This window comes from Siccibacter turicensis LMG 23730 (genome assembly GCF_000463155.2).
Taxonomy (GTDB): domain Bacteria; phylum Pseudomonadota; class Gammaproteobacteria; order Enterobacterales; family Enterobacteriaceae; genus Siccibacter; species Siccibacter turicensis.
Window position 1 is genome coordinate 970,421 of record NZ_AWFZ01000028.1, and the last position, 20,322, is coordinate 990,742.

Below are 20,322 nucleotides of genomic sequence, written 5' to 3' on the forward strand. Positions count from 1 at the left end.
TAAAAAAGCGGTTTACGCAGGCGGAATGTTTAGTTGATAGTGACGGCATTATCTCAATAAATGTCGCAACCGGCCTGCTGTTTTCAGGCCCAGGGAGTATCACCGTGTTGCCTACGCTCATTGAAAATATCGACTGCTTTATCACACGCCCCGATCGCCACAACCTCATTGTGGTACGTGTCACCACCAACAAAGGCGTTACCGGCCACGGCTGCGCAACCTTCCAGCAGCGCCCGCTGGCGGTAAAAACCCTGGTGGATGAGTATCTCCGGCCGCTGCTCGTGGGTCGGGATGCCAATCATATTGAAGATCTGTGGCAGATGATGAACGTTAACGCCTACTGGCGAAACGGGCCGGTGAGCAATAACGCCATCGCAGGCATCGACATGGCGCTGTGGGATATCAAAGCCCAGCTGGCGGGCATGCCGCTCTATCAGCTGTTCGGCGGCAAATCGAAAGACGCCATCGCCGCCTATACCCACGCCAGCAGCGAAACCCTCGACGGGCTGTTCGCCAACGTCGACAGCCTGCTTGACGAGGGTTACCGCCATATTCGCTGTCAGCTGGGTTTCTACGGCGGCACGCCGCAGGAGATGCACAGCACCCGCTCCCCTACCGTGGGCGCGTACTTTGACCAGGATGAATACATGGCGAACACCGTCACCATGTTTAAGGCGCTGCGCGAAAAGTACGGTACCCGTTTTCACATTCTGCACGATGTGCACGAGCGGCTGTTCCCGCAGCAGGCGGTGCAGCTGGCGAAAGCCCTTGAGCCGTACCAGCCGTTTTTCATCGAGGACATTCTCCCGCCGCAGCAGAGCGCCTGGCTTGCCCAGATACGCCAGCAAAGCTGCGTCCCGCTGGCTATGGGCGAGCTGTTTAACAACCCGGCGGAGTGGCACGATCTGATCGTCAACCGCCAGATCGATTTTATCCGCTGTCACGTCTCACAGATCGGCGGCATCACCCCGGCGCTCAAGCTGGCGGTGCTGTGCCAGGCGTTTGGCGTGCGGCTGGCCTGGCACGGGCCGGGAGATATGACCCCCATCGGCGTGGCGGTGAACACTCACCTTAACATTCATCTGCACAACGCCGCGGTGCAGGAGTACATCCCGGTTAGCGCGCAGACCGCGGCGGTATTCCCGCACGCCGCCGCACCGGAGCAGGGCTTTATCTACCCGATTGAGCGTCCGGGAATCGGCGTGGGCTTTAATGAGGCCGAAGCGCGTAAGTGGCCGGTGGTGTATCGTCCGCATGAGTGGACCCAGAGCCGCCTGCCAAACGGGGCGATTCACACCCCCTGAGTGCCCTGACGAAACGCGAGATTGTCCTGATTGAACGGAATAACGTAGGTACAGGTGTAGTTAATGTCGATAATGTCGCTGATCTCAAACACCCGGCCGCCCTCCAGAATGCCCCGGTTAGCAATGTGCATTGCCGGGCTTCCTTTCTTACAGCCGAGCAGCACCGCCTGCTCGCGCGACACGCTCACCGCCCGGTAGCTGGTCAGCATATGGGAAATGCGGTAGCCGCGTGCCAGCACGTACTGCTGCAAAGAGCGCTCAATCACCTGCTGGTTCAGATCCGGGAACAGGCTTACCGGCATACTTGATATCTCAATTTGCACCGGGGCGCCATCCACCAGCCGTAGCCGGCAGAACTGCCAGATAAACGCGCCGGGCTCGATACCGAACACCTGCTGCTCCTCGACGCCGGGCAGCTTTTTGTGCAGCTTCACCATGCGAAACTGAATCTGATCGAAGCGCTTTTCGGTGATGGAGTTGTAGACCAGCGGATTGCTGCGGATGTTGTCGTTGATCCAGATCCCCGACCCCTGAACGATCCGCACCACGCCGATGCTGGCGAGCTTCTCCAGCGCCTGCCGAATGGTAAACCGTGACACGCCGTATTCCGCCGCCAGCGCTCTTTCCGGCGGGAGCTTGCGCTGCTCCCCAGGCTCGCTCTGGTAAATCTTGCTCAACAGATCCTGGGTAACGAACTCTTTCTTCTTCATGTGCTTCCGTCGCGGCTGAGATCAAAAACCGGTGCTGTCGCAAAAGATAACATTCCCATCCAGGCAAAAACCACCGTCCTGTGATTAACTCTACTATTCACCGCCCCGACGCTCGCTCAGGAAAATGACATGACCAACAGGCAACTACAGAGTCTTGTCACCGCCGTGCTAATCCTTGCGGTGTTGTTCCCTGTCGCGCTGAGCATCTGGTTTGCCAAAAACAACGCCAGTCGCACGTTCAATCAGGAGCTGGAAACCTATACCGCCCGCACCCAGGCGCGTATCGGGATGGTGATCGACCAGGCGCGCGAAACGTTACAGGTGCTTAACGAGCTGCAAAGCGAGCCCTGCAGCCCGGAGCACCTGATGAGCCTGCGGCGTCTCTCCTACACCCATCGCTACATCCAGGAGATTATCTGGCTGGACGGCCTCACCCCGGGCTGTTCGTCGCTGGAGAGCAGCAGCAGCCAGCCTCCGCTCCCGAAACCAGACGCCATCAACGCCGGGGGTTACCGCGCCTGGTACACCTCGCGCAGCGATCTGGGGATGAACTTTCAGATGGTGGCGATAGGCCTTAAACGTTACGTGGTGATCATCGATCCCCTGTCGTTTATTGATACTATTCCCTTCAGCAGCAATCCTCTTCATCTCGCGCTGTTCGGCACTCTCAGCAACCGTGTCATCGCCAGCACCAGCACGTTAAATCCAAAGGTGCTGGAGATCGCGCAGCGGGAGCACCTCTCTAAAGTTACCCTCGACGGCAACCGCTATGAGCTGCAGCCGATGCCTCAGTTTAACCTGATGGTGGTCTCCTGGGCGTCACTGGCGCCGCAGGAAAAAGCCTGGCGCGACCAGCTGGCGATGTGGATGCCCGTCAGTATTTTTATCAGCCTGCTGGCGGCGGCGTTTATTTCCAGCCTGCTGACGCGCATGCAAACCTCCCGCTACCGGCTGGCTAACGCCCTGAAACACCGCGCCCTTACCCTGCACTATCAGCCGGTGGTGGAGCTGCAAAGCGGCAGAGTGGTGGGGGCCGAAGCGCTGGTGCGCTGGCAGCAGTCGGACGGCACCCAGCTCTCTCCCGAGGTGTTTATTGCCCTGGCGGAGCAGACCGGGATGATCAACGAGCTGAGCCGCTACGTGGTGGATAACGTCTTTGCAGAGATGGCCGAGTGGCTGCGCGAGCACCCGACCCAGCACATTGCCATCAACCTGGCGGCGCAGGATCTCACCTCCACAGTTCTGCTCGATCGGCTCAATGAGCTGTGCGACGAATACGGCGTGGCCCACCACCAGATCGCCATCGAACTCACCGAACGCAGCTTTGCACAGCCGGAGATCACCGGCCCGATTCTGGCGCGCTATCGTCAGGCGGGCTACCCGGTGTGCATCGACGATTTTGGCACCGGCTACTCCAGCCTGAGCTACCTGCAGGAGCTGGATGTCGATATCCTTAAAATCGATAAGTCGTTTATCGCCGCGCTGGATCGCAAACGGGTCACGCCCCACATCATCGATATGGCGCGCTCCCTTGAGCTGGAGATGGTGGCCGAGGGTGTGGAGGATGCGGATCAGGAAGCCTGGCTGCACCAGCACGGCGTGCAGTACGGCCAGGGGTGGCTCTACAGCAAAGCGCTGCCCGGCCCGGCGTTTATCGCCTGGGCCGAACGCAATCTTGGGCAAAACGAAGATGAGTCGCTGCTGGAGTCGTGATGCCCGGCATAACCGCCGATTTACCACTATGCTTAGCGCTTTAGTGGAATGAACGGAGCGAAGCGTATGGTCAAGAAAGTAGAGTACCCGGTCGATCAGGTTCGTCACTGGCTGGAGCCAGGTCCGGTAGTGCTGCTCAGCAGCCACTGGCAGGGCGAGCACAACATCATGACCCTCGGCTGGCACACTATCCTCGCCTTCTCCCCCTCGCTGGTGGGATGCATGATCGACGCCGGCAATCACAGCTACGAGATGATCCGCCAGAGCGGCGAGTGCGTGATCAATCTGCCAACCGTTGATATGGCGGAAACCGTCGCCAGGATCGGCAACTGTGACGGGGACGATCTGGATAAGTTCAGCCGTTTCAACCTGACACCGGAAGCCAGCCAACGGGTGGCCGCGCCTGGGATTGCCGAATGCCACGCCAGCTTTGAGTGCCGTCTCCACGACGACGCGCTCGCATCGCGCTACAACTTCCTGATATTCGAAGTGGTGCACGCCCGGGTGAAACCGGAACCGGCGTGGCCGCAAACCCTGCACTACGCCGGAGAAGGGGTATTCCGTACCGATGGCGAGGTGCTGGACGTCAGCCACCTGTTTACCAAAGTCTCGTAATGACCGCAGCGGTGCCTTCCGGCACCGCCTTCTTGCCCGTTATCCCTGACGCCAGCACAGCGCGTAGCGCACCCGCTCCTGTTGCAGCAGGTACTCCGGCGCCACGCTCGGACTCCAGGAGTCGTCGCCGCCCACTCCCATATGAAACGTATCAAGATGCAGCCAGCAGCCCGGCTCCTGCTCCAACAGGTGATGATGCGTCACGCGGTGCAGCTGCGCCTGGCTGTAGCGGCTGAGCGCGAAGTGGAACTGACCGGCGATATGGTGCGCCCCGACGCGCAGTTCGCGGGTGTCGCAGCGCAGCCCATTGTCCGACGGGAAGATATACGGCGTGTGCAGCGCCTCAAGCGGCAGCGTCCAGCGCCCCTGCTGCGCCGCCAGCTTGCGATCCGGGTAGTTTTCGTGCGGCCCCAGCCCCAGCCAGCTCGCCTGCTCAGGCGCGTGCGCCAGCTGGCAGGTTAAACCGATACGCGCCGGGGCCGGAATGCCGGTTGCCACGTCCACCTCGGCCTCCACCCGCAGCGCGCCCTCAGCGTCAATTCGCCAGACTTTATGGCTGACAAACAGCGTTTGCCCGGCATGCTCCCAGCGGTGGTGCGTCTCAATCTCCACCGCCGTCTCGCGCTGCTCTGCGTGGCACGCCACCAGCACCGGGACGAGATCGTACATCCCTGCGGCTTTCCAGCGCTCAACCCAGGCGTTCGGGTCGATCCGCGTCACTTCGCTGATGCCGATATCGTTATCAAGCGGCGCACGGGTAAACGCATCGGTTACCGGCGTGAGCAGCGTCGCCTCGTCGTTGCGCCACCACTGGCTCAGCACGCCCTGCGCGCGGCAGAACGCCCAGCGCTGCTCGCCATGCGTCACGGTGAACAGCTCGTCAGACGAGGTAAGCTGCGGGCGCTCGCCGGTGTGGCGCGGCTTGTCTGTCAGCCTCAGCGGCGCGGGAAGCCGCCACTGATCCCAGGCCACGCGGTGCCCTGCCCCAGACCAGGCGGTGGCCTCTGGCTGCACCACCTCGACGTTGAGCCAGCGCTGCCCGTCCCGCCCCTGAAGCGGCAGGTCGCCGAGCGTAATCCGCTGCGTGCCGCACGGTGCCAGCGCCAGCGCCACCTCACCCTCGGCCTCTGACTCGCCGTCCACCTCAATGCGCCACCGCAGCCGTTCGTTATCGCTGTGGCGGAACAGGTATTCGCTCTCCACCTCAATCACCAGCGGGCTGTGGCTCACCAGGCGGAACTGGAAAAACTGCTGGGCGCGCTTGGCCTCGAACAGCGCCGGGTGCGGCGTGCGATCCGGGAATACCAGCCCGTTAAGGCAGAACTGCCGGTCGTTAGGCGTATCGCCAAAATCACCGCCGTAGGCCCAGAAACGCTGGCCCGACGCATCGGTCTTAGTCAGCGCCTGATCGACCCAGTCCCAGACAAAGCCGCCCTGCAGACGCGGATACTGGCGAAACGCCTGCCAGTATTTGGCAAAACCGCCGAAGCTGTTGCCCATGGCGTGGGCATACTCGCACAGGATCAGCGGGCGGTGCTCATCCGGCATCCCTACCCATTTCTTGATCGACCACTTCGGCACCGCCGGGAACGGCTGATCCTCGTTGACCCTGGCGTACATCGGACAGACGATGTCGGTCGCTGCGGTATTGGCCCCGCCGCCCTCGTACTGCACCGGACGACTCGGGTCGTTGCTCTTGATCCACTGATAGAGCGCATCGTGCGCCGCGCCGTGCCCGGACTCGTTGCCCAGCGACCAGATGATGATGGAGGGATGATTGCGATCGCGCTGCACCATGCGCGTCACGCGCTCGCTGATGGCCGGCAGCCAGCGCGGATCGTCCGATAGCCGGTTCATCGGCACCATGCCGTGGGTTTCAATGTTGGCTTCGTCCACCACATACAGGCCGTAGCGGTCGCACAGGCGGTACCAGAGCGGATGATTCGGGTAGTGCGAGCAGCGCACCGCATTGAAGTTGTGCTGCTTCATCAGCATGATGTCCTGGCGCATGGTGGCCTCGTCCATCACCTGTCCGCGCTCGGGATGATGCTCGTGGCGGTTGACGCCGCGGATCAGCAGCGGCTTACCGTTAAGCATCAATAGCCCGCTGCGGATCTCCACCCTGCGGAAGCCGACGTCGCAGGCTTCGGCTTCGATCACCGCACCCTGCGCGTCCCGCAGCGCTATCACCGTCCGGTACAGATGCGGCGTCTCGGCGCTCCACAGCGCGGGGCTGACAACCGGCAGCGTCAGGGTCAGCCGATCGGCGTAATTGCCCCGCTCGTCCACCGGCGCACTGCCCGGTACGCCCTGCACCTCGCCAATCAGCGTGTCGCCCTGCCACAGCGCCACCGCCACCTGACAGGCCGAAACGTCAAGCCCTTCGAGGCGCACCTCAACCTCCAGCCGGCCCGCGCTACACTCTTCGTTAAGCGGCGTGCGCACCTGATAATCGGCAATGCGCGTGCCGGGCTTATGCAGCAGCGCCACATCGCGGAAAATCCCGCTCATGCGCCACATGTCCTGATCTTCAAGCCAGCTACCGTCGCTCCAGCGCAGCACCATCACCGCCAGACGGTTGTCCCCCTCGACCAGAAAATCGGTGAGATCAAACTCGGCGGGCAGGCGGCTGTCCTGGGAGTAACCCACCCAGCGGCCGTTGCAGAACAGGTAAAACGCGCTGTTGACCCCTTCGAACATGATGCGCGTCTGACCGTCGGCCAGCCACGCGGCGTCCGGCTGGAATGTGAGCGAGTAACAGCCGGTGGGGTTGTCGCGCGGCACCAACGGCGGCGTGGTGTTTATCGGATAGGTGACGTTGGTGTAAATGGGCACGTCGTAGCCCTGCATCTGCCAGTTGGATGGAACCGGCAGCATCTGTGCGTCGGGGCAGTCCTGGGTCAGCCAGCTCTCCGGCACCGCCTCCGGGGCGTTGAACAGGCTGAAGGCCCAGTCGCCGTTGAGCAAACGCCAGCGCGGGCTGTCGTGCTCATCCCGCGCCGCGCCGCCGTCGCGCCAGCTGCGAAACGGCGGGTGCGCCGCCAGACGGTTCCATTGCGTTACGCCTGGGTTTTCCCAGTCGCGACGGGAGAGCAGCGCCTGTAGCGATGCGGCGGGATGATTCTGGTGCATGGTTAACCTCGATTGCGAAGCGCTCACAAATGAGGTTCACTCTGCACAGGATCGGGCAGAGAGTAAAGATCGCACCGGTACCGATGCGAAGCGGATCACATATCGTTAGCGCAATCGAGATCCGCGACCTGCTGCGCCAGCTGCGTGAGGCGGGCAGCGATCTGTTGCGGCGTCAGCCCGCTGTCGCGGCGCGGGCCGCTGGTGTGGCGGGGAATGAGGCTCACCGGCAGCGTGATGGCGTTCTCCGCCAGCGGTGCGGCATGCAGCCGGGCCAGCAGCCATTCGACGCTCTTCTCGCCCAGCACACGGAAGTCCTGCCGCACGGTGGTCAACGCCGGCGTAAACCAGGCGCTGTCGGCGGTATCGTCGTAGCCGACAATGGAAATCGCATCCGGCACCGGGATCTGCTGTTCCGCGCAGGCGTGCAGCACGCCAAGCGCCATCTGATCGTTGGCGACCACTACCGCGTCCGGCCGGGCGGCGAGGATCGCATGAGCATGGTGATAGCCCGAGGCGGCGCTCCAGTCACCGTGCGCTTCCACGCAGGGTGTCAGCCCGGCCTCGTGCAACGCATCGCGCCACCCCTGATGACGCAGCCGGGCAGAGACGGACTCCTGCGGCCCGGCCAGGCAGGCAATGCGCCGGTGGCCGAGCGCCAGCAGGTGCGCGATCCCCAGCCGCGCGCCCTGCGCGGCATCAAACACCATCGAGGGCACCGGCGCACCGTGGCCCACGTCGAGAAACAGCACCGGCAACGGCTGGCTGCGCGCGGCAATCTCCCGGGCGGCCTCGTCCTCCAGCGGGACGTTGATCAGCAGCGCATCGACACGCTGCGCCAGCAGCCCGGCCACCGCCGCTTCACAGGCCGCCTGGCTGCCGTCCTCGGGCATCGACATCACCACGTTATAGCCGGCGAGCGTGGCGCGGCGTTTTACCGCGGCGGCAATCTGCGACGGGGCATGCAGCGACAGATCGGCGGTCACCAGCCCCAGCGTGCGCTGCGCCTTGCCCGCCAGCTGCTGCGCCAATCGGTTGGGCACATAGTGCAGCTGCGTCATGGCCTGCTCCACCTTTTCACGGGTGCGCTCGGAGACGTGTTCCGCCCGGTTAATCACCCGGGAAACGGTTTGATAGGAGACGCCCGCGTGACGGGCGACGTCGTACAGCGTGATGGATTTTGGCTTCATAGCGACCTGAATGTGGTGGGGATCGCCGCTATTCTAGCGCAGTTTTTCGCGGGTTGTGAGCGCTTCGCCGTTCAGACGACCGGCGCGCTGGCCGCTATCGCAGGCTGCGGCTTTGGGCGAAACCATGGCATAAACAGCTGGATCAGCGGCCCGATCGCCAGCGCATAGAGCACGGTGCCGACCCCGAGCGTGCCGCCCATCGCCCATCCGGCGAGCAGCACGGTCAGTTCGATGGCGGTACGTACGGTGCGCACCGACCAGCCGGTACGGGCGTTGATCCCGGTCATCAGCCCATCGCGCGGCCCGGCGCCAAACCCGGCCCCGATATACATCCCCGTCGCCATCGCATTGAGCACCACGGCGCTCACCAGCAGCGTCGCCTGCAACGCCAGACCCTGTATCGGTGGCATCACCGCCAGCGTCGCATCCGCCGCCAGGCCGATGACAATCACATTGCTGATGGTCCCAAGGCCGGGGCGCTGGCGCAGCGGGATCCAGAACAGCAGCACCAGCGCGCCGACGAGGATCATCACCAGCCCGATGTTAAGCGAGAACAGCCGCGCTACACCGAGGTGGAACACGTTCCAGGGATCGGCCCCCAGATTTGCCGTGACGAACATGGCAGCGGAGATGCCATACAGGCTGAGTCCAAAATAGAGTTGAAATAACCGGCGTAACATAATCCCTCTCATACTGTGCAGTGTTATATTCCACTCTAGCGACATTGGCCCTATTATTAAGGTCCAGTTTTGACAAAGTGGACTGCTATGAATACCCGTCGTTCCGGAAGCCTTTCGCTGGTGCGTTTGCTCGGCAACTGGCAGCAGCCAGCGTCGCGCGCCCCGCTCTACCAACAGCTTGCCCAAGCCCTGCGCCTGCTGATCCTTGATGGCCGCCTGCCGCTCAACAGCCGCCTGCCCGGCGAGCGTGAGCTGGCCGCGGCGCTCAACGTCAGCCGCACCACAGTGGCAAGCGCGCTGGGCCAGCTGCGCGACGAAGAGTACCTGGTGAGCCGCCACGGTTCGGGTTCGGTGATCGTCCTGCCCGAGCAGCGCAGCGTACCGGGTCGCCACAGCGTGCCGCAGGCGCTGGATCTCTCTACCGCCGCACTGCCCGCCGGGCCTGAGATCCACCATGCCTTTTCCCACGCCCTTAGTCAGCTTCCCGGTTTTCTCGACCACACCGGCTACGATCGGCAGGGGCTGCTGAGCGTGCGCCAGACCGTTGCCGAGCGCTACTGCGCGCGCGGTCTGCCTACCACCGCGGATGAGATCATGATGGTGAACGGCGCGGTGCAGGGTTTTGCGCTGGTGCTGCGTCTTCTGACCGGGCCGGGGGATCGCGTGGCGGTGGACAATCCCACCTATCCACTGGCGCACGCCGCCATCGAAGGTGCTTCCTGTCGCGCGGTGGGCATTGCGTTGCCGGAGCAGGGCTGGGACTGCGCCGCGCTGGCCGCCACCCTCGCCCAGACCGCCCCGCGCCTCGTCTACCTGCTGCCGGATTTTCACAACCCCACCGGGCGCTGCATGGATGCGGATACCCGACGCGAGGTGGCGGAGATTGCCGCCCGCGCCCGTACCACGCTGGTGGTGGACGAAACCATGGTCGATCTCTGGTATGACGCCCCGCCGCCCCCGCCGCTGGCGGCCTTCGGCGATCGGCAGACCATCACCATCGGCTCGGCGGGAAAAAGCTTCTGGGGCGGGCTGCGTCTGGGCTGGGTGCGCGCCCCGGCACGGACTATCGCCTCGCTGACCCAGGTACGCGACAGCCTCGATCTCGGCTCGCCGCTGCTGGAGCAGCTTGCGGTGCAGGCGTTGATCAATGACGGGGAGCGCTTTTTGCCGCAGCGGCGCGCCATGCTGCGCGAGAGACGCGATGCGGCCGCGGCGATGCTGCAACGCCACTTTCCGGAATGGCGCTTTCAGATGCCCGAAGGCGGGCTATCATTCTGGATAGAGCTGCCACGCCCGCTGGCCTCGCAGTTCGCTGCCAGCGCGCTGAGCGCCGGTATTCACATCGGCGCCGGGCCGCGCTTTGGTGCCGATGGCGCCTTCGAACGCTTTATGCGCCTGCCGTTTGCGCTGGAGACCGCCCGGCTTGAGGATGCGCTTGTTCGCCTGCAACCGATCTGGCAGTCGCTCTCCCGCGCCCCGCTGCGCAGCCGCAGCCTGGTGTGAACCAGCCCGCAGGCAGCGGGATCACCTTGAGCGTCGCTTCCGCGAAGTCGTTATGGTGAACGGAAAAGCCGTTGATGCCGTAAGGTACGGGCCTGTCACGCAGCCAGCATCCGGAGAGCGTCAGCAGCATGTCATCCCGGTTTTCCATCATCTGGGCAGCAACCCGGTGCAGCACCCGTTCGGCAAGCGCGCGGGCCGCCGCCGCGCCGGGACTGGCGGCGTAGAGCGAGGCGGCCTGCATGCTCTGCGCCGCCTGCGCAACCCGCTGTTCAAGGCGTTGCCCCGCCTCGCGGACGTCGGCGTCTGACTCCATGATCGCCACCGAAAGCGCGACAAACGCCCCAGGGTTTGCCGGCCCATAGAGCAGTATCCCTTCCCCGGCAGGCACCAGCGGCTGCCAGGCTCTCACATTGCTGAACTCCACCACCTGGGTGTGAAACCCAGGCTCGCGCCCGCTGTTGGCATCCATCCCCACCACCACAACGTATGGCTCGCTGTAGCGGTCCATCAGATCGCCAGACTGCCGCAGTTTCAGCGCCGACAGCACAATGGCGATGGGATCGGTATGGGCATTAAATTCCATAAACACCTCGAAGATAAGCGCATCGGACAGGCAGACGAGCGTGGCACAGCGGGCACCGGCAAAGTGCGGTGACGCAGGGGGGATGAGAAAGCGTGAGGAAAAATGAGGCGATGCAAGAAAGCTGACGAACCCGCGGGTTCGTCTAAACGTCGTCCGTGACGCGTAAAGATGGATGATGAGGCGATGTTATTGAAATGAGGATCAGTGCTGACGCGGGATCGCAAACCCTTTCAGCGTGATAACGAAGCTGTCGTCCTCTTTGACGATTCTGGCGCCGGCGTCACACCAGTCTGACGCGATACGAAAAAATTCGTCGCTCTCCACGTTCCAGCCCAGACGAACGTGCTTCACATAACCGGAGCGCAGCAGATTGCAGGCTTCAGCGTAGTTGTGCGCCGTAGTGTGCGGCTCGTGACGTTTCATTTTTTCTTCTTAAGCAGTTTACGCAGGGCTTTGATTTCTTTATCCGATAACGGCTCAGCGCGCGCTTCTTCGGTGTGCTGGCTGTCGATCTCGTCTTCAGAAATTTCGTCGTCGTTCATGGCGCTGAGCAGCAGCCTTTCCGTCACCGAGCCGAGCGTTTCGTCATTTTCCTGGGCGTACTCGCGCAGACGCTCTTTTAACTCCGCATTGATTTTGACATTCAGTACCGCCGTGGTCATAGAGGTTCCTTACGGTTAAATGAGGGGGAAAATGAAGGCGTTACGCCATCGATGCGGTACTAACATGAATAACAAAGATGACAGGCGTATGACAGATCGGTGACAGCATGCGGAAATGTGACAGCGTCAACGTACCGGGCAAAGCGCGGTAACAGGCTGTGATGGAACGGAAATTCAGGCGTGTCTGTTCACCGCGGCGAGGAGCAGCGAGCGATGGTGAAGCGTTGAATTATCAGTACAGGAAAGGGAAAAACTGACTGGCGGACGCCAGAATTGGGTGGGGGCCCTGCCAGCTACATCCCGGCACACACGTCATCTGCCCTGGCTGCTTCCTTCCGGACCTGACCTGGTGAACAGAGTAGCGTTGCGGGAGAACCAACAGGGCCCCCATTGAGAGCGTTGAGGTGAGCATCAACGCGCAGGCGGCATTATCCTTATAACCCCCGCCAATTGCAACCCGGCCACGACCGGGTGCTGGTTTCTTGTTCGAAAGCGGACAAAGCATCCCTTGTCAGTGCCTCACGCCCAGAACGGCTGGTTTACCTTTAACCGCCGATGAGTAGAGCGAAGAAACGATCTCAAAACGCCGTTGACCTGGCCCGCTAACCCTCTATGCTGAAGGGCTTATTGCCGGAGGCTATATGGATCGTCAGGACACTTTTCCCCAGCGCGTTTACCAGATTGTGGCCGCCATCCCGGAAGGCTACGTGACCACCTATGGCGATGTGGCAAGGCTGGCAGGATCGCCGCGTGCGGCGCGTCAGGTGGGCGGCGTGCTGAAACGTCTGCCGGAGGGCAGCCAGCTACCCTGGCACAGGGTGGTGAATCGGCATGGCGCAATTTCGCTGACCGGGCCGGATTTACAGCGGCAGCGTCAGGCGTTGTTAGCGGAAGGGGTACAGGTAAGCGGGAGTGGGCAGATAGATATGCAGCGCTATCGCTGGCAGTACTGACCCCGGCGAACCGGGGTCAGAGAGCAGATTAATACGTGGTCGGGGCCGGAACGGCGGACGACGGTGTAATCTGGGTCGGCGAGGTCGCCGGAACGGTAGTAGCTGCACCACCGCTCTGGTTTACCGGAACGGCAGTCTGCTGTACCGGCACCAGGGTCAGATCGGCTTTGGTGCCGCCCTGGGTCACCACCGGCTTGACGTTATCGGTGATGAACACCAGCTTATCGTCAATGGTGATGGCCGCACTCAGCAGGATGCGCGCATCGGGCTTGATCTCGGACGGGTTAAACGGCAGTTCAAAGCTGAACGGCGCCTGTTTACCGTCGGTACGCACCACTTTCTGCGCCAGCACTTTCGACGGCTGGTTCGCCACGGAAGCATCAGATAGCGTTACGGTCAGAGCGGCATCCGGCGGCAGGGCCACTTTCTGACGGATCCATACGGTACCGGAAACATTCGGCTGCTTCAGAACAGGTTGCGCGTTAACGCCTGCGGTATTCGGGTTCAGCGCCGGAACAGCAATGTCGGCGCTTTTGTCGTGTGCGCAGCCTGCGAGCGCCACGGCAACGGCTAAACCACTTAACATGTGCACGATTTTCATTGAATTCTCCTTATCTTCAATGCACCCACGGGAAATACTCCCGCCAGAGTGAGTGGCTAAAACAACGTAACGAGCTAAGTGTGGCACAGGTCACTTATATTTGCCTGGTAACAGACCGGCATTCAGACTTTTGAACCCCTCGGACCAGTTGATAAACCAGGTTATACTCACCGGTAATTACCGGCACGGTTGTGCTTTGTCTATCTTGAGGAAATGTATGAGTCAGGCGCTGAGCAATCTTCTGTCGTTACTGCATCTGGAAAAAATTGAGGAAGGTCTCTTTCGCGGCCAGAGCGAGGATCTCGGTCTGCGGCAGGTGTTTGGCGGCCAGGTAGTCGGCCAGGCACTCTATGCGGCGAAAGAAACGGTGCCCGCGGATCGACTGGTCCACTCCTTTCACAGCTACTTTTTGCGCCCCGGCGACAGCCAGAAACCCATTGTTTACGATGTGGAAGTGCTGCGTGACGGCAACAGCTTCAGCGCCCGCCGCGTCGCCGCGGTGCAAAACGGTAAACCTATTTTCTACATGACCGCCTCGTTCCAGGCCCCGGAGCCGGGCTTCGAGCATCAGAAAACGATGCCGTCTGCCCCCTCCCCTGACGGGCTGCCGTCGGAAACGGATATCGCCCGCAAGCTGGCGCACCTGTTGCCGCCTCAGGCCGCAGAGAAGTTCTTAAGCGACAAGCCGCTGGAGATCCGTCCGGTGGAGTTCCACAATCCGCTGAAGGGCCATACCGCCGAGCCGGCACGCCAGGTCTGGCTGCGGGCAAACGGCAGCGTGCCGGACGACCTGCGCATGCATCAGTATCTGCTGGGCTATGCCTCCGACTTCAACTTTCTGCCGGTGGCACTCCAGCCGCACGGCATCGGCTTCCTGGAGCCGGGAATGCAAGTGGCGACCATCGACCACTCGATGTGGTTCCATCGCCCGTTTAACATCAATGAATGGCTACTCTACAGCGTGGAGAGTACCTCAGCGTCCAGCGCGCGTGGCTTTGTGCGCGGCGAGTTCTACTCTCAGGATGGCGTACTGGTCGCCTCCACGGTACAAGAAGGCGTGATGCGCAAGCGCAGCTAGTCCTTCGCCGCCCTCTGTCACGGGGGCGGAACCGATTTTCCCCCGTTTTGCCCCTGCATGGATACTCCCTGAGCACGAAAAAAAAACCTCCCGCAGGCGGGAGGCTTGAGGCTCAGGAGATACTCAAAAAATCAGGCGTTGTAGGCGTTCTCGCCGTGGCTGTTGACGTCCAGCCCTTCGCGCTCCTGCTCTTCCGGGACGCGCAGGCCAACGGTCATGTCTGCCAGCTTGTAGCCGATAAACGCGACCACGCCGGACCAGACGATAGTGATACCGATACTCTCCAACTGCACCAGCACCTGATGGCCCATGGTGACGCCTTCCGCGTAGCCAACGCCGCCCAGCGAGCCGGAGGCGAAGAAGCCGGTCAGGATACAGCCGACGATGCCGCACACGCCGTGCACACCGAATACGTCACACGGGTCATCCACGCGCAGCCAGCGCTTCAGCATGGTAACACCCCACAGCCCTGCCAGACCCGCCGCCAGACCGACGATCATCGCGCCGCCGACCCCGATATAACCGCATGCCGGGGTTACGCCCACCAGGCCGGCGATCGCACCGGAGCAGGCACCGAGCAGAGAGGGTTTGCCGCGCAGCGCCCACTCACCGAATACCCAGGCAAGGATGGCGGCAGCGGTCGCGACCACGGTGTTCACGAAGGCCAGACCGGCGATTTCGTTGGCTGAGCTTGCGGACCCGGCGTTGAAGCCGAACCAGCCGACATAGAGGATTGCGGTACCGATAAACACCATCGGCAGGTTGTGCGGTTTGAACGCTTCTTTACCAAAACCGACGCGTTTGCCGATCATGTAGGCACCTACCAGCCCTGCGACCGCGGCGTTAATGTGCACCACCGTGCCGCCTGCGAAGTCGAGCGCGCCGTGAGAGGCCAGCAGGCCGCCGCCCCAGACCATATGCGCAATCGGGATGTAGGAGAGCGTCAGCCACACCACCACGAAAATCAGCACCGCTGAGAAGCGGATACGTTCCGCCAGTGCGCCGACGATCAGGCCCACGGTGATGCAGGCAAACGAGCCCTGGAACGCCACGTGAATGTACTGATAGAAGCTGCCCATCAGGGCGGTGATCTCAATGCCTTTCAGCATCGCCCAGTCAACATTGCCGAAGAAGTTATTGCCCTCGCCAAACGCCAGCGAGTAGCCATACACCACCCACAGTACGCACACCAGGGCGAAGGTGACGGTCACCTGCGTCAGCATGGAGAGCACGTTTTTCCCGCGGATCAGACCGCCGTAAAACAGCGCGATACCCGGGATGGTCATGAACAGCACCAGCGCGGTGCAGATCATCATAAACGCGTTGTCGGCTTTGTCCGCCGCTGCTGGTGCAGCCAGCGCAATACCCGGCAGTAAAGCCAGCGCGCTAAGCCCTAATTTCATGGCTGTTTTTTTCATTTTCATCATTCCTGTCACGAGTGGCTCAACGATTACAGTGCGGCTTCGTCCGATTCGCCGGTGCGAATACGGATAACCCGTTGCAGCTCGGCAACGAAAATTTTGCCGTCGCCAATTTTGCCGGTGTAGGCGGCCTTGCTGATGACATCGACCACTTCGTCGAGCTGATCATCGGCGATAGCCACATCAATCTTCACTTTCGGCAGGAAGTTCACGCTGTACTCCGCGCCGCGGTACAGCTCGGCATGGCCCTTCTGGCGTCCGAAGCCTTTCACTTCGGTTACGGTCAGTCCCTGAATACCAATCGACGAGAGCGCTTCACGCACGTCTTCAAGCTTGAACGGTTTGATTACCACGGTAACCAGCTTCATAGATCCCCTCCACTCAGAATTGGGCAAATGCCGCAGCGAACACCTGAGAGGTAAAGCAAGCCCCGTGCCAGAAATGAAAAGTGGCCGCATCATAGATGCCGGGCCGCTGTGTAAAGGCTGTGTCAGTACGGAAAAGGGAGAGGAACGGGCGGGAGTGAGAAAGCGGCATAAAAAAACGCACCATCAGAGTGCATGGTGCGTTACGGAAATGCACCACGGCATTCAGCCGCGGTGGGAATGCGTCGTTTTAGTGCATCAGGCGGTTGCCGGTTCGTCGCGGGTCGCGGCTTCCAGTTCCTCACCCGCCAGCTGCAGCTGATACATCTGCCAGTAGCGGCCCTGCTGCGCCAGCAGTTCAGCGTGGGAACCGCGCTCCACCGCCTGGCCGCGGTGCAGAACCAGAATGGTATCGGCATCAACGATGGTCGACAGACGGTGCGCGATCACCACCAGCGTGGTGCGCTGGCGTATCGCCGCCAGCGCATGGGAGATAGCCTGCTCGGTACCGGAGTCGATATTGGCCGTGGCCTCGTCCAGAATCAGGATCTGCGGGGTATCTACCAGCACGCGGGCCATCGCCAGTAGCTGCTTCTGCCCCACCGACAGATTATTGCCCTCTTCTCCCAGCCGGGTATGGATGCCGTCGCGCATGCCGCGCGCCAGCTCCGCCAGCTGAACGGTTTCCAGCACTTCCCAGACCTTCTCTTCGCTGATATCGCGCCCAAGCGTGATATTGGTAAAGAAGGAGTCGGACATCACCACCGGATCCTGCTGCACCATCGCAACGCCGCTGCGCAGCGCCCCGTGCCCCAACCCGGAAAGCGGACGCCCGTCGAGGCGGATCTCGCCCTGGGTTAGCGGGTAGTAGCCCATCAGCAGGCTGGCGAGGGTGCTTTTTCCGCTGCCGGTATGCCCCACCAGCGCCACGAAGCTGCGCGAGGGGATATGCAGGTTGATATCCTGAAGCACCAGGCGATCGTCCCGGTAGGCAAAAGAGACGTGATCGATGTCGATATCCCCGCTGGCAAGCGGCCTGTCGTCGTGGCCGTACTGCTGGCGCGGACGATCCATCAGCTCGAACACGCGTTCGCCCGCCACCACCGCCTGTTGCAGCATCGACTGCTGGGTGGTGAGCTCGATCAGCGGTTCGTTCAGTCGGCCAAGATAGCTGATGAACGCGTAGAGAACGCCGACCTCAATGGTGCCTTCGGCACTGAAGCCAAACAGCATCAGCAGGCCGCACAGTACCAGGGCCGAGAACAGGCTAAGCAGCGGGCGCAGCAGGAAACCGTCGAGGCGCAGGGTCTGCATGCGCGCCGTATAGTGCAGGCGGCTCGCCTGCCCCATGCGTTCGCCGAAACGCGCCTGCTGACGGAACTGCTGGATCACGCCCATTCCGCCGATCACTTCGTTGAACCCGTCGTTGATATCCGCGAGATAGGCGCGGGTGCGGCGCACAATCGGGGTGCTGTAGCGCTGATACAGCACCATCACCACCATCACCGCTGGGAAAATCGCAATCGCCACCAGCGCCATACGCCAGTCGAGACTGAACATCGCGACCAGCATCGCCCCCACCAGCGCCGCGCTGCGCAGCACGGTGGCGACAACCATGACGTAGAGATCGCGGATCACTTCGGTATCGTTGGTGACGCGCGAGATAAGCTGCCCCACCGGCTGGGTGTCGAATGCGCTGAGGGGCTGGCGCAGCGCGGCGTCCATCGCGTCGGTACGCAGCGTCTGCACCACGCCCACCGCGGCCTGGTTAAACAGCAGCGACTGCCAGTAGTGCAGCCCCGCAGCCAGCAGCTGTAGACAGATATAGGCAACCGCCATCCCGGCCAGCAGGCCGAGCGGCATGTACTCTTTCGCCACCATGTTGTCGATGAAATAGCTGATCAGCGCCGGGCCGCTGACCTCCGCCGCTGCGGCAACCCACAGCATCAGAATCGCCAGGTAGATCTGCTTTCGCCACGGCGAGCCGTACGCCAGCAGGCGCTTTAACGTCGGCCATACCTTGACCGGCTTCGGCAACTCACGCATTGCTGGCCTCCTTGTCATTCACGTCCGGTTCGTCGTCCAGCGCCGCCTCCAGCTGTTGATAGCGATACATATCGCGGTACCAGCCGGGTTTCGCCGCCAGGCTGTCGTGATCGCCACGCTGGGCGATCTGCCCGTGCTGCAATACCAGAATTTCATTGGCTTCGGTCAGGGCCGACAGGCGGTGCGCGCTGATAATAATGGTGCGGCCTTCGCCCCACTGGCGCAGGTTGTGCAGGATCTGGTGCTCGGTGCGGCCATCCACCGCCGACAGCGCATCGTCCAGGATGAGGATTTCCGCCTCAAGCAGTAGCGCACGGGCAATAGAGAGGCGCTGCTTCTGGCCGCCGGAGAGCATCACGCCGCGCTCACCCACTTCGGTGTCGTAGCCCTGAGGCAGGCGCAGGATATCCTTGTGCACGCTGGCAAGCTTCGCCGCCTGCTCAATCTCCTGCTGGGTGGCGCCGGGTTTCCCGAGGGCGATGTTGTTTGCCACGCTGTCAGAGAACAGGAACGGGGTCTGGTTGACCACCGCCAGCCGGGCGCGCCAGGCATTAAGCTGAAGACGCGGGAGCGGGACGCCGCTGAAGGCAATCTCCCCCTCATCCACGTCAAAGTGGCGCTGCACCAGCGACAGCACGGTGGTTTTCCCGGCCCCGGTCGGGCCGCACAGGCCCAGCATCTGGCCCGGTTTGAGCGTGAAATGCACGTCGGTCAGGGTCGGTTTCGCCGCCTGCGGCCAGGCAAAGCGGTCGATCGCCACGCGCAGCGTGCCGCGCCCTTCCGGTACCGGTTCGCTACCATCCTTCACCACCGGCGCTTCGGCCAGCATGTCGCGGATGCGGGTGTAGGCTGCGCTGCCGCGCTCGACGATGTTGAACATCCACGCCAGCGCCAGCATCGGCCAGATCATCAGCCCAAGGTACATGGTAAAACTGGTCAGCTCGCCGAGGGTCAGGGTGCCGTTTACCACCATCCAGCTGCCGCCGCCGATGGCCAGCAGGTTCGCCATCCCGATGGCGATGTAGATAGTCGGGTCGAAACGGGCATCTACCCGGGCGACGCGCATGTTTTTCGCGCCGGTATCCTGAGCATCTGCGGCAAACAGCGCCGACTGGCGATCCTCCAGCCCGAAGGCTTTGATCATCCGGATGCTGGTCAGGCTCTCCTGGGTACGGGCGTTGAGCGAGGAGAATGCCGCCTGCGCCAGCTTAAAGCGGTTGTGCAGCTGGTCGCCGTAGCGTTTGATAATGATCGCCATCACCGGCATCGGCAGCAAGGCCAGCAGCGTCAGCTGCCAGCTGATCTGCGTGGACATAACGATCAGCACCACGCAGCCCATCACCAGCGAATCCACCAGGGTTAACACCCCTTCCCCGGCGGCAAACACCACGCGGTCCACGTCGTTGGTGGCGCGCGCCATCAGATCCCCGGTGCGGTGACGCAGGTAAAATTCCGGGTGCTGACGGCTGAGCTGGCGGTAGAAATCTTCCCGCAGCTCCACCGCGAGCTGATAGGACGCGCCGAACAGCAGAACGCGCCAGACGTAGCGCAGCAGATAAACCACCACGGCGATCGCCACCAGTAAGCCTATCCACTTCATCAGCCAGGTGGTGGAGTAGTGCTGTTGGGTGATGCCATCCACGACGATGCCCACCACTTTCGGCGGAACCAGCTGGAGAATGGCAATGAGAATAAGCAGGCATACAGCCCCGAGGTAGCGACGCCACTCCCGGGTAAAGTACCAGCTTAACTGAGCAAATAATCGCACG

18 protein-coding genes and 1 other RNA gene are annotated in these 20,322 nt (G+C 62.1%); 6 read left to right on the forward strand and 13 right to left on the reverse strand.

The window, feature by feature from the left end; all coding sequences use genetic code 11:
* The first annotated feature begins 104 nt into the window (after positions 1 to 104).
* Complete coding sequence (locus DW58_RS08875; RefSeq protein WP_024549717.1) at positions 105 to 1,304, forward strand: enolase C-terminal domain-like protein; 1,200 nt, start codon at positions 105 to 107, stop codon at positions 1,302 to 1,304.
* On the opposite strand, the gene DW58_RS08880 is transcribed toward DW58_RS08875, so the two are convergent.
* Positions 1,292 to 2,014, reverse strand: coding sequence for a GntR family transcriptional regulator (locus tag DW58_RS08880; protein WP_024549718.1), 723 nt, complete (start codon positions 2,012 to 2,014; stop codon positions 1,292 to 1,294). The genes DW58_RS08875 and DW58_RS08880 overlap by 13 nt on opposite strands.
* A 129-nt stretch (positions 2,015 to 2,143) precedes the next feature.
* Between DW58_RS08880 and DW58_RS08885 the strand changes: the two genes are divergently transcribed.
* Both DW58_RS08885 and DW58_RS08890 read left to right on the forward strand, forming a co-directional pair.
* Positions 2,144 to 3,727, forward strand: a complete 1,584-nt coding sequence (locus DW58_RS08885; protein WP_024549719.1) for an EAL domain-containing protein — start codon at positions 2,144 to 2,146, stop codon at positions 3,725 to 3,727.
* Between the two features lie 66 nt (positions 3,728 to 3,793).
* Complete coding sequence (locus DW58_RS08890) at positions 3,794 to 4,342, forward strand: flavin reductase family protein (RefSeq protein WP_024549720.1); 549 nt, start codon at positions 3,794 to 3,796, stop codon at positions 4,340 to 4,342.
* A gap of 39 nt (positions 4,343 to 4,381) precedes the next feature.
* On the opposite strand, the gene DW58_RS08895 is transcribed toward DW58_RS08890, so the two are convergent.
* From DW58_RS08895 to yczE, 3 genes are all read right to left on the reverse strand, one after another.
* Positions 4,382 to 7,474: a beta-galactosidase gene (locus DW58_RS08895; protein ID WP_024549721.1), complete on the reverse strand. Its 3,093-nt coding sequence runs from the start codon at positions 7,472 to 7,474 to the stop codon at positions 4,382 to 4,384.
* A 95-nt stretch (positions 7,475 to 7,569) separates the two neighbouring features.
* A complete protein-coding gene (locus tag DW58_RS08900) occupies positions 7,570 to 8,661 on the reverse strand; it encodes a LacI family DNA-binding transcriptional regulator (RefSeq protein ID WP_024549722.1) in 1,092 nt (363 codons plus the stop codon).
* Between the two features lie 71 nt (positions 8,662 to 8,732).
* Complete coding sequence (gene yczE, locus DW58_RS08905; RefSeq protein WP_024549723.1) at positions 8,733 to 9,341, reverse strand: membrane protein YczE; 609 nt, start codon at positions 9,339 to 9,341, stop codon at positions 8,733 to 8,735.
* Positions 9,342 to 9,428: 87 nt separating this feature from the next.
* On the opposite strand from yczE, the gene yczR reads away from it, so the two are divergent.
* Entirely contained in the window at positions 9,429 to 10,844 is a 1,416-nt protein-coding gene (gene yczR / locus DW58_RS08910) for a MocR-like transcription factor YczR (RefSeq protein ID WP_024562465.1), read from the forward strand.
* Here yczR and DW58_RS20885 read toward each other — a convergent pair.
* From DW58_RS20885 to ffs, 4 genes are all read right to left on the reverse strand, one after another.
* Complete coding sequence (locus DW58_RS20885) at positions 10,729 to 11,427, reverse strand: hypothetical protein (RefSeq protein WP_152525635.1); 699 nt, start codon at positions 11,425 to 11,427, stop codon at positions 10,729 to 10,731. The two genes, yczR and DW58_RS20885, sit on opposite strands and share 116 nt — an antisense overlap.
* 201 nt (positions 11,428 to 11,628) lie before the next feature.
* The gene (locus DW58_RS08925; RefSeq protein WP_024549745.1) at positions 11,629 to 11,850 is read right to left on the reverse strand and encodes a hypothetical protein; all 222 of its coding nucleotides are present in this window, start codon (positions 11,848 to 11,850) and stop codon (positions 11,629 to 11,631) included.
* The gene (locus DW58_RS08930; RefSeq protein WP_024549746.1) at positions 11,847 to 12,089 is read right to left on the reverse strand and encodes a hypothetical protein; all 243 of its coding nucleotides are present in this window, start codon (positions 12,087 to 12,089) and stop codon (positions 11,847 to 11,849) included. Before DW58_RS08930 ends, DW58_RS08925 begins: the two co-directional genes overlap by 4 nt.
* 284 nt (positions 12,090 to 12,373) lie before the next feature.
* Positions 12,374 to 12,470: signal recognition particle sRNA small type (ffs, locus tag DW58_RS20040), an RNA gene on the reverse strand.
* Between the two features lie 260 nt (positions 12,471 to 12,730).
* On the opposite strand from ffs, the gene DW58_RS08935 reads away from it, so the two are divergent.
* The gene (locus DW58_RS08935) at positions 12,731 to 13,042 is read left to right on the forward strand and encodes an MGMT family protein (RefSeq protein ID WP_024549747.1); all 312 of its coding nucleotides are present in this window, start codon (positions 12,731 to 12,733) and stop codon (positions 13,040 to 13,042) included.
* Between the two features lie 28 nt (positions 13,043 to 13,070).
* On the opposite strand, the gene DW58_RS08940 is transcribed toward DW58_RS08935, so the two are convergent.
* Positions 13,071 to 13,643: a YbaY family lipoprotein gene (locus DW58_RS08940; RefSeq protein ID WP_024549748.1), complete on the reverse strand. Its 573-nt coding sequence runs from the start codon at positions 13,641 to 13,643 to the stop codon at positions 13,071 to 13,073.
* A 217-nt stretch (positions 13,644 to 13,860) separates the two neighbouring features.
* Between DW58_RS08940 and tesB the strand changes: the two genes are divergently transcribed.
* Positions 13,861 to 14,721: an acyl-CoA thioesterase II gene (tesB, locus tag DW58_RS08945; protein ID WP_024549749.1), complete on the forward strand. Its 861-nt coding sequence runs from the start codon at positions 13,861 to 13,863 to the stop codon at positions 14,719 to 14,721.
* A gap of 131 nt (positions 14,722 to 14,852) precedes the next feature.
* On the opposite strand, the gene amtB is transcribed toward tesB, so the two are convergent.
* From amtB to DW58_RS08965, 4 genes are all read right to left on the reverse strand, one after another.
* Positions 14,853 to 16,139 (reverse strand): ammonium transporter AmtB, encoded by a 1,287-nt coding sequence (amtB, locus tag DW58_RS08950; protein WP_024549750.1) that lies wholly within the window; start codon positions 16,137 to 16,139, stop codon positions 14,853 to 14,855.
* A gap of 32 nt (positions 16,140 to 16,171) precedes the next feature.
* The gene (gene glnK / locus DW58_RS08955; RefSeq protein WP_024549751.1) at positions 16,172 to 16,510 is read right to left on the reverse strand and encodes a P-II family nitrogen regulator; all 339 of its coding nucleotides are present in this window, start codon (positions 16,508 to 16,510) and stop codon (positions 16,172 to 16,174) included.
* A gap of 255 nt (positions 16,511 to 16,765) precedes the next feature.
* Positions 16,766 to 18,553 (reverse strand): SmdB family multidrug efflux ABC transporter permease/ATP-binding protein, encoded by a 1,788-nt coding sequence (locus tag DW58_RS08960; protein ID WP_029592749.1) that lies wholly within the window; start codon positions 18,551 to 18,553, stop codon positions 16,766 to 16,768.
* Positions 18,546 to 20,321, reverse strand: coding sequence for a SmdA family multidrug ABC transporter permease/ATP-binding protein (locus tag DW58_RS08965; protein WP_024549753.1), 1,776 nt, complete (start codon positions 20,319 to 20,321; stop codon positions 18,546 to 18,548). The genes DW58_RS08960 and DW58_RS08965 overlap by 8 nt, the downstream gene beginning before the upstream one ends.
* Position 20,322 lies beyond the last annotated feature (1 nt).